A 553-nucleotide genomic window follows, 5' to 3' on the forward strand; every position below is an offset into this window, starting at 1 on the left:
ATAGCCGTCGTGTTCTGCGTCACCCGGGTGTCCAGACCCGCGATGTTCGAGGCGTTCTGCGCCACACCCTGGTTCGTCGCATACAGCTGCGAGCCGTTCACCGCTTCGCTGCTCGTCGCCGACAGCGTCCCGGCCTTCACGCCCGACAGCGTGCGAACACCGTCCGTACCCGTGAAGTCCACCAGGTCGCCGGCCTTGTCCTTCGCCACCGTGATCGCGTTCGTACCTGCGTCCTGCTGCACCAGACCCACCACGCCGCTGCTCAGGTCGTTCGCGATGTTCTGCACCGAACCCTCCACGTTCGTCACGCGACCGTCGATGCTCGTGATGTTCGTCTCGTTCTGCGTGATGCGCGTATCCATGCCGCCGATAGCCGTCGTGTTCTGCGTCACCCGGGTGTCCAGACCCGCGATGTTCGAGGCGTTCTGCGCCACACCCTGGTTCGTCGCATACAGCTGCGAGCCGTTCACCGCTTCGCTGCTCGCCGCCGACAGCGTCCCGGCCTTCACGCCCGACAGCGTGCGAACGCCGTCCGTACCCGTGAAGTCCACCA

At 65.6% G+C, this 553-nt stretch carries 1 pseudogene; it reads right to left on the bottom strand.

Going from position 1 to position 553, the window contains the following annotated elements:
* Positions 1–553 (bottom strand): annotated as a pseudogene (locus AB4Y34_RS41925) (hypothetical protein); the annotation flags it as partial.

It is taken from the genome of Paraburkholderia sp. BR10954, assembly GCF_040965775.1.
GTDB classification, from domain to species: Bacteria; Pseudomonadota; Gammaproteobacteria; order Burkholderiales; family Burkholderiaceae; genus Paraburkholderia; species Paraburkholderia youngii.